This window comes from Microbacterium sp. GXF6406, from assembly GCF_054798215.1.
The window spans coordinates 1-6,963 of the sequence record NZ_JBSJZH010000029.1 but is presented as its reverse complement, the minus strand read 5'-3'; the positions used below and the strand labels follow the sequence as shown (position 1 = coordinate 6,963).

Below are 6,963 nucleotides of genomic sequence, written 5' to 3'. Positions count from 1 at the left end.
GCTGACCTGCACGTCGAGCTCATCAGCGATGCGCCGCATCGACAGCCCGGGCAGCCCGTTCTCGGCGAGCACCCGCATCGCAGCATCCACGACGGACTGCCGATCATGCCGTGCGGGAGCGCTCATGCAGCCATCGTACAGAACAGTGTTCAGGACGCATCGCCTGCCGCCGCGGATACCTGGCCGAACGGCACGCCCGAGCCCCAGTAGACTGTTCGTGCCCCGCCCGGCCACCTTTTCTTGGAGTGCGCGTGACCACGTCTGAAGCCCCCGTCCACGTTCCCGATTCGGTCGAGAACGCCCTCGCGACGCCTGAGAAGGAGCAGCCCTACGCGGCGCTGGGCCTCAAGCCCGACGAGTACGCGAAGATCAAGGAGATCCTCGGCCGCCGCCCCACTTCGGGCGAGCTGGCGATGTACTCGGTCATGTGGTCGGAGCACTGCTCCTACAAGTCGTCGAAGAACTACCTGCGCCGCTTCGGCCAGAAGGTCTCCGACGAGATGAAGGAACGCCTCATGGTCGGCATGGGCCAGAACGCGGGCGTCGTCGACGTCGGCGAGGGCTGGGCCGTCACCTTCAAGGCCGAGAGCCACAACCACCCCTCCTTCATCGAGCCGTTCCAGGGCGCCGCCACGGGTGTCGGCGGCATCGTCCGCGACATCATCTCGATGGGCGCCCGCCCCGTCGCCGTCATGGACGCCCTCCGCTTCGGCGCGATCGACCACCCCGACACCGCCCGCGTCGTGCACGGCGTGACCAGCGGCATCAGCTTCTACGGCAACTGCCTGGGCCTGCCGAACATCGGCGGCGAGACGGTCTTCGACTCGGTGTACCAGGCGAACCCGCTCGTCAACGCCCTCGCTGTGGGAGTGCTCCGCCACGAAGACCTCAAGCTCGCGAACGCCACCGGCGTCGGCAACAAGGTCGTCCTCTTCGGTGCACGCACCGGCGGCGACGGCATCGGCGGCGCCAGCATCCTCGCTTCCGACTCGTTCGACGACGGCGGTCCCACCAAGCGTCCCGCCGTTCAGGTCGGCGACCCGTTCGCCGAGAAGGTGCTCATCGAGTGCTGTCTCGAGCTGTACCGCGACGAGCTCGTCGAGGCCATTCAAGACCTCGGCGCCGCCGGCATCTCCTGCGCGACCAGCGAGCTGGCCGCCAACGGGAACAGCGGCATGCGCGTCTCGCTCGACAACGTGCTGCTGCGCGACCCCACCCTGACCGCTGAGGAGATCCTCATGTCGGAGTCGCAGGAGCGCATGATGGCGATCGTCGCCCCCGAGAAGCTCGACGCCTTCCTCGCGGTCGTCGACAAGTGGGAGGTCGAGACCAGCGTCCTCGGCGAGGTCACCGGAGACGGACGCCTCACGATCGACTGGCAGGGCGAGCGCATCGTCGACGTCGACCCGTCGACCGTCGCCGTCGACGGCCCCGTCTACGACCGTCCCGTCGCCTACCCGACGTGGATCGACGCGCTGCAGGCGGATGCTGCCGAGCTCCTGCCCCGCACGGATGACGCCGAGGTGCTGCGCGAGCAGTTCCTCGCGCTGCTCGGCTCGCCGAACCTCGCCGACACCAGCTGGATCACCAACCAGTACGACTACTACGTGCTCGGCAACACGGCTCTCGCCTTCCCCGATGACGCCGGCATGATCCGCGTCGACGAGGAGTCGGGTCTCGGCTTCGCCGTCTCGACCGACGCCAACGGCCGTTACTGCCAGCTCGACCCGTACGCGGGCGCGCAGCTGGCCCTCGCCGAGGCCTACCGCAACGTCGCCGTCACCGGCGCCGTCCCCACGGCGATCACCGATTGCCTGAACTTCGGCTCCCCCGAGAACCCCGAGGTCATGTGGCAGTTCGGCCAGACGGTCGACGGCCTGGCCGACGGATGCTACGAGCTCGGCACCCCCGTCACGGGCGGCAACGTCTCCTTCTACAACCAGACCGGTGACACCCCGATCCACCCGACCCCGCTGGTCGGCGTGCTCGGCATCATCGACGACGTCTCCCGCCGCATCCCCTCGGGCTGGCAGGACGAGGGCCAGAACATCTACCTGCTCGGCACCACCTCCACCGAGCTTTCCGGTTCGGCATGGGCCGAGACCGTGCACCAGCACCTGGGCGGCCTGCCGCCGAAGGTCGACCTCGCCGGCGAGAAGCGCCTGGCGGGCCTGCTCGGCGCCGCACGCGACGAGTGGCTGATCTCCTCCGCCCACGACGTCTCCGAGGGCGGCCTGGGCCAGGCCCTCGCCGAGGGCGTCATGCGCTTCGGCGTCGGCGCGCGCGTCTGGCTGACCGAGCTCATGGAGCGCGACGGCGTGGATGCGGCATCCGCTCTCTTCTCGGAGTCGACCGGACGCGTGATCGTCACGGTGCCCCGTGAGGACGACGTGAAGTTCCGCGGCCTGTGCGAAGGACGCGAGTACCCGGTGCTGCGCATCGGCGTCACCGACTCCGTCGCGCAGCTCGAGGTCACGAACCTGTTCACGGTCTCGGCCGATGAGCTGCGTCAGACCTCGCAGGCGACCCTGCCGGCGGCCTTCGGCCCCACCGTCACGGAGAACGCGTGACCGACGACAACCTCAGCGAGGATTACGGCGATCTCGGCGAACGCCGCAATCGCCGGATCCGCGCGATCGCCTGGGTGACGATCGTGTCACTCATCCTGCTCGGCGGCGGATCCACGCTGCTCAGCCTGCTGTTCGGCTGATCCGCCTTCCCTGACCCGTTCCGGCCGGTGCCGACGCGAAAGCGCCGGTGCCCGTCCGAACGGGTCTATGGTGTGGGCATGAGCGACACCGAGCTGCGCATCCTGCTCGACATGCTGCGGCGTGAATCCGGCGAGCGCGTCGACCTGCTGGCGAGCACCCTGCACCAGCTGACGCATGATCGCGCAGCGCAGAGCGATGACGACGAGCACGACCCCGAGGGCGTGCCGCTGTCCGCCGAGTGGTCGCGTTTGACGGGGCTCCTCGAGGGCGCGGAGGACGAGCTGCGCCAGATCGACGCGGCCCTCGAACGCATGGATGCCGGAGACTACGGCTCGTGCGCGAACTGCGGTCGCAGCATCCCGACCGCACGTCTGCGCGTACGCCCGTTCGCCGAGCACTGCGTGCCCTGCGCAGAGAAGCTCGGGCGCTGATACGTCCCCACACAGCAGAAGAGGCGGGCACCTCCGAAGAGATGCCCGCCTCCTTTACTGATCTGGATCAGTCCTGCAGTGCAGCCAGCTTGCGGCGGCGCAGGATCATGAGCATCAGGCCACCCGCGACGAGCACGACGGCACCGGCCGAGAGAGCCAGCGTGAGCGTCGTGTCCATACCGGTCGTGGCGAGAGTGCCCTCGTCGCCCGGGTCGCCGGCGTTGCCGCCCTGGTCGCCGTTGTCGCCCTCGTCGCCGGGGGCGGGAGCTGCGACGACCTGAAACGAGACCACGGTGGAGGCGGACGAGGCGCCGTCGAGCGTCTGCGTCGCCGTTGCGGTGTAGTCGCCGACCGAGAGCGGAGCATCGAACGCGACCGTCCAGACGCCGTCGGTGACGGTGGCTTCGAAGGGGCCGCTGTCGGCGAACGCGGCCGGCTCGGTGCCGGTCAGCACGACCTCGACGGTCGCACCCTCGATGCCGGTGCCCGACAGCTCGGACGGACCGTTGTCGGGGGCGAAGGTGCTGCCATCGGTGATCGAGGTGATCTCGGGCGAGGCCAGGACCACGGTGAACTCCGAGGTGACGGCCGACGAGGTCTCGCCGTTGGCAGTCTGCACGACGCTGATCGCGTGCTCGCCGTAGCCGAGGTCGAGGCCGTCGACCGTCCAGGTGCCATCGGTGCCGACCGTGGTCGGGTAGCCGGTGCCGTCGATCGTGACGACGACCTCGGCGCCCGGGAGACCCGTGCCGCTGACCGAGGTGACCTCGTCGACGATCGACGAGCCATCGGCGGGCGACGTGATCGCCGGAGCCGGCGTTGCTGCCGCTTCGACCGTGAGCTCGTACGCCGTGGCCTCGGAGACGTTGAAGCCGTTCACCGCGGTGAGCGAGTAGCTGTAGTCACCGGGCTCCGCAGGAGCCGGGAAAGAGAACGCGCCGTTCGTGACGGCGGCCTCGAACGTGTCGCCGGCGAGGGTGACCTCGACGGTCTCGGCGCCCGTGGCGGTGCCGGTGACGGTCGCGCCGACCTCGACGGTCGCCGCAGAGGTCACGACGGGAGCCTCGATGTGCAAAGCGACCTCATAGCCGCTCGTGTAGGTGAGCGCGTCGGTGAGGAGCGTCGACCAGGTCCACTGCGGGGTGGTCTCAGTCGCCTCGGTGCCGCCGCTGATGACGCCGACAGCGGTGCTACCCTGGAACACCGCACCGCCCGAGTCGCCGGGCCCGGCGATGACGTTGCTCGAGAAGCCGCGGACGAAGTGTCCGTCGATGTTCGAGAAACCATCGAGGATGTGCCCCGAGGCTTCGGAGATCATGCCGGTCGTGTACCCGGTCGTGCGGCCGCTCTTGGAGACGGAGCCGGCGACGGGGTTGCCGACGGCGGTGATCTCGATCACGTCATCAGCGGGCGAGAAGGCGTTCGCGGTGATCGACGACCACGTGGTGACGGCCGGGACCGGCGTGTAGTCGCTGGCCGCATCGACATCGATCACGGCGATATCGGTGAAGTTCTGGTCCTCCATCGGGCGGGTCTCGTCGCGCCCCGCGGAGTTGCCCGTACCGCCGAACTGACTGAAGCCGAAGGTTCCGGCGAGGACGTCCCCGTCGCCGTACCCGACGTACTCGGACTCGCTGCCCGAGCCCGAGTCCAGGCTCGGGTCCGACAGGAAGAGGTCCTGCGGGCCCTGAGCGCAGTGCCCGGCGCTGAGGAAGGCCGGGTCGCCGGCGGGCGACCATGCGGCGAAGCCGAAGGAGCAGGTGCTGACGCGGTTGTCGTCCGTCGGCAGCAGGTAACCCTGACCGCCGACGACGTCGCCGTCGGCGAACGAGACCGGAGCGCTGGGGATCGTCGTGACGATCGGCTCCTCGGCGTCAGCCGCGAAAGCCTCCGCGGCGAATGCCTCGATGTCGCCGTCGGCCGCATCGTCGACCACGACGACGACGGGGTCACCCGCCGCGTTCGTGCCCCAGGCGTAGACGTTGGCGTCTTCAGCAGCCTGCGCGAGAGCCGCGGAGACCTCGTCGCTGTCCTGCTGGTCTGCCGACTGGTCGGTGGTTCCGGCGAAGGCCGGAGTGGAGAAGAAGAGCCCCCCTAGGGCCAGCGTCGTGGCCGCGGTCAATGCCAGCGGACGACGTGTCATCCCTCTGTTCTTCATAGTTTCGATGTCCTTGTTCCTTAGCGGTAAGAGGAGTTCGCCGTCTCAGAACAGACAGACAAACCCCACACAGACTACCCAGCAAAATCACAGATACCAACAATCGAGTGAAAAATTAACCAGAACAGGCGGCGTTTCATGTGAACGAATGCAAACGCGCACCCGGCGCCGACTACCATGACGAGCATGACCACACGCGCACAGAGACTCCTCACGCTGGCCGCCGCGACCGGCGCCCTCACGATGCTGCTCGCCGCCTGCGCACCGGGTCAGCAGAGCCCCGGATCCGCCCCGACGTCCACGGCGGATGATGGCGCAGCATCCATCGCCGAAGACATCGTGGGCACCTGGGGCACAGATGCCGAGGCCGAACCGTTCCTCGAATTCACCGAGGGCGGAGACGTCCGCGGCAGCGACGGGTGCAACGGCATCCACACCACCTACACGGTCGAAGACGACGTCGTCGAACTCGCCCCCTACGCCTCGACCCTCATGGCCTGCATGGACGTCGACGACTGGCTGCGCGGTGTCCGCACCGTCTCCATCGACGGCGACACCCTCACCGTCATGAACGACCAGGGCGAGACGATCGGCGAGCTCGGCCGCACGGCATAACCCGGTATCGGAGAGGACCAGCAGTGGAGAGCTTCTGGCAGTGGGCGGGAAGCTTCTGGTGGCTGATCTTCCCCCTCGGCGGCGTGATCGCCGGCGGTGCACGCGCGCTCTACGCGTCATCCGAACGCGCGGCCGAACGCCGTCATGAGCGGAAGCTCGAGAAGATGCGGCTGAAAGCCGGCTTCGCGCCCGGCACCGGGCCCACCAGCATCCACCTGCCCGCGGCACGACCGCGAGAAGTCGACTCGGCGCCATCCGTCTCCCATGAGGACCTTCTCTCGCGGCTCTTCGCCGAGCATGACGAGATCACCGCACGCTGGCTCGACTACGAGCTCGACGTCGCCAAGCTCATCGCCTTCCCCGCGATGAGCGATGGCCGCCAACCCTTGACCGCAGCATTCCTGCGTGCGAAGAAGACCGCCGACGCTCTGCGCCCGGCTTCGATCGAGACGCACGTCGGCGAGCAACAGATCAGCGAGTATCTGGATGCCGTCGGCGCCTATGCCGTCGCGTTCGAAGTCGCCGAGCGCGAGGCCCGGCGCCTGCGCGACTCCACCTTCAGCGAGGCCGAGCGCAAGAAGCTCGACCGTGCGCAGAAGCTCCTGAAGGTCGCCGTCGACGAATCAGCCACCCAGGCCGAGCGAAACATCGCCTACAAGCGCGTGCGCCAAGAGCTCGACGGCCTGATCGTGTTGAGCGATCAGGCCGTCGAGGTGCTCGAGAATCAGGTGGCGCGGGAGATCGCGCCACCGCCGCAGGACCCGCCCGCCTGATTCCTAGGACGTGTCTCCCAAAGCTCGATGAGGCTTCCCTGAGAGACTTGCGGGGTGGCGGGCTTTCATCATGTCGAAGTGTGGATCTGACTCGCCCCGGCATGTCCGGAGAGTGTTTTGCTGGTGTCAGCCGGCTCGTTCGACCGGTTCGTTGCGAGCGTAGTCGAGTTGCTCGAGCTCGAGGGGTGTGAGGTCATAGATGGAGCCGTGGGTGCGTTCGGTGTTGAACCAGAGCACCCAGGACGCGGTCGCCGCCTCGACCTGATCGACGTCCC

At 68.2% G+C, this 6,963-nt stretch carries 6 protein-coding genes; 5 read left to right on the top strand and 1 reads right to left on the bottom strand.

The window, feature by feature from the left end; all coding sequences use genetic code 11:
- Window positions 1–251: 251 nt before the first annotated feature.
- The 3 genes from purL to ACWAUG_RS12745 all read left to right on the top strand — a co-directional run bounded on the left by purL (window position 252) and on the right by ACWAUG_RS12745 (window position 3,142).
- Complete coding sequence (gene purL, locus ACWAUG_RS12755) at window positions 252–2,570, top strand: phosphoribosylformylglycinamidine synthase subunit PurL (RefSeq protein WP_298040781.1); 2,319 nt, start codon at window positions 252–254, stop codon at window positions 2,568–2,570.
- Window positions 2,567–2,710, top strand: coding sequence for a hypothetical protein (locus ACWAUG_RS12750; protein ID WP_298040779.1), 144 nt, complete (start codon window positions 2,567–2,569; stop codon window positions 2,708–2,710). Before purL ends, ACWAUG_RS12750 begins: the two co-directional genes overlap by 4 nt.
- Before the next feature lie 78 nt (window positions 2,711–2,788).
- Complete coding sequence (locus tag ACWAUG_RS12745) at window positions 2,789–3,142, top strand: TraR/DksA family transcriptional regulator (protein WP_298040777.1); 354 nt, start codon at window positions 2,789–2,791, stop codon at window positions 3,140–3,142.
- Between the two features lie 67 nt (window positions 3,143–3,209).
- On the opposite strand, the gene ACWAUG_RS12740 is transcribed toward ACWAUG_RS12745, so the two are convergent.
- The gene (locus ACWAUG_RS12740) at window positions 3,210–5,285 is read right to left on the bottom strand and encodes a S1 family peptidase (RefSeq protein ID WP_460802688.1); all 2,076 of its coding nucleotides are present in this window, start codon (window positions 5,283–5,285) and stop codon (window positions 3,210–3,212) included.
- A 201-nt stretch (window positions 5,286–5,486) separates the two neighbouring features.
- Here ACWAUG_RS12740 and ACWAUG_RS12735 point away from each other — a divergent pair, with 201 nt between their 5' ends.
- Both ACWAUG_RS12735 and ACWAUG_RS12730 read left to right on the top strand, forming a co-directional pair.
- Window positions 5,487–5,915, top strand: coding sequence for an META domain-containing protein (locus ACWAUG_RS12735; RefSeq protein ID WP_298040773.1), 429 nt, complete (start codon window positions 5,487–5,489; stop codon window positions 5,913–5,915).
- Between the two features lie 23 nt (window positions 5,916–5,938).
- Window positions 5,939–6,688, top strand: coding sequence for a hypothetical protein (locus ACWAUG_RS12730; protein WP_298040771.1), 750 nt, complete (start codon window positions 5,939–5,941; stop codon window positions 6,686–6,688).
- Window positions 6,689–6,963 lie beyond the last annotated feature (275 nt).